The following is a 1,694-nucleotide window of genomic DNA, read 5'->3' as shown; positions in this document are numbered from 1 at the left end:
CGACACCGACAACTCCGCCCGCCGCACACGCTCCACGGACCCCGCCACGTCCAACTCCGCGATCGAGCGGTCCGGAGTGGACGCGATCGCCTCGATCGTCGTCCTCAGCCTGTCGGCGATCGTGCGTGCGGTGGCGGCGTCGAACAGGTCGGTGTTGAAGGCCAGGTGCCCGGTGAGGGTGCCGTCGCGTTCTTCGACCTGCACGACCAGGTCGAAGGGAACGGCCCGGCGTGGCACCGGAACGGGATCGACCAGAAGACCGGGCAGGTGGTAGCGCGGTGGTGTGCCGTTGACGGCGAGCAGCACCCCGAACAACGGGCTCCGGCTCCGGTCGCGGTCCGGGTGGAGATCGCGGACCAGTTCCTCGAAGGAGATCCGCTGGTGCGCCCGGACGCGGTCCACGGTGTCGCGCGCGTTCCGCAGCGCCGAGGACAGGGTTGTGTCCGGGGTCGTGACGAGGCGCAGGGGCAGGGTGTCCACGACGAAGCCGACGACGTCGGCCAGCGCCGGGTGGTCCCTCCCGGCCGCCGGGGTGCCGATCGTGACGTCGTACCGCCCGGTGAGCTTGGTCAGCACGGTGGTGAGCGCCGTCGCGAGCACGGTGAACGCGGTGGCGCCGACCGTCCGGGCCGCCGTGCGGACGGCGTCGGACGGCAGGTCGAGCGGCACGGTGTCGCCGCGGTAGGTCTGCCGGGCCGGTCGGGGCCGGTCGGTCGGCAGGTCGAGGGGGACCGCGCCGTCGAGGTGGTCTCGCCAGAACGGCAGGTCGTCCGCCGCGCGGTTCCTCTGCCACCGCGCGAAGTCCGCGTACTGGAGCGGCGCGGGTTCGGCGGTCGTGCCGGTCATCGCGGCGTAGCGTTCGGCGATCTCCCGGAGCACGAGGTCGAGCGACCAGCCGTCGGCGACGGCGTGGTGGAGGTTCAGCACCAGCACGTGCTCGTCGGTCGCGGCGCGCACGAGCGTCACCCTCCACAGCGGGCCGGTGGTGATGTCGAAGGTGTGCTCGGCCTCGTCGGCGACGACCTGCGCCCAGTCCTCGGTGTCCACCAGGACCAGTGGCACGTCGGGTTGTGGCGCGATGACCTGGAGCACGGTGCCGTCGACCTCGCGCAGTGACGTGCGCAGTGCCTCGTGCCGCTGTGCCGTGTGGTGCAACGCGGTGCGCAGGACCTCGACGTCGAGCGGTCCGCTGATCCGTGCAGCGCCGGTGATGTGGTAGGCGAGGTTGGCCCGGTGGTCGAGCCGGCACAGCACCCAGAGGCGTTCCTGGCCGGTGGAGGCGGGGAGCACGAGGGTTCCGTCTGGTCCGGGCTCGCGGTCCAGGACGGGGATCGGGTCGGGTGTCCCGTTCGCGGCGGGCAGGTTCGCGGCCAGCTCGGCAACGGTGGGGTGGTCGAAGACCAGCCGCACCGGCACGGTCGTACCTGTCGCCGTGCCCAGCCGGTGGGCCAGCCGGATGGCCAGCAGCGAGTGCCCGCCGAGGCTGAAGAAGTCGTCGTCCGCGCCGACGTCGGCGATGCCGAGCACATCGCGCCAGATGTCGGCGACGAGGCGCTCGTGCGGGGTGGCGGGCGCACGGCCGGGTGCGTCGGAACGAAGGTCCGGTTCGGGCAGGGCCGCGCGGTCGATCTTGCCGTTGGGCAGCAGGGGCAGTTCGGGCAGCGTGACGTACGCGGCCGGCACGAAGTGCGCGG

Annotated in this window: 1 protein-coding gene; it reads right to left on the bottom strand. The window is 72.7% G+C overall.

Features of this window, described 5'->3' with window-relative positions; translation table 11 throughout:
* On the bottom strand, positions 1-1,694 hold a 1,694-nt coding region (locus IMZ35_RS30230; RefSeq protein ID WP_229373696.1), incomplete at both ends, for a condensation domain-containing protein.

It is taken from the genome of Umezawaea beigongshangensis (assembly GCF_016464305.1).
Classification (GTDB): Bacteria; Actinomycetota; Actinomycetes; order Mycobacteriales; family Pseudonocardiaceae; genus Umezawaea_A; species Umezawaea_A beigongshangensis.
The sequence above is the reverse complement of the archived record's forward strand: the minus strand, read 5'-3'. Positions and strand labels throughout refer to the sequence as shown.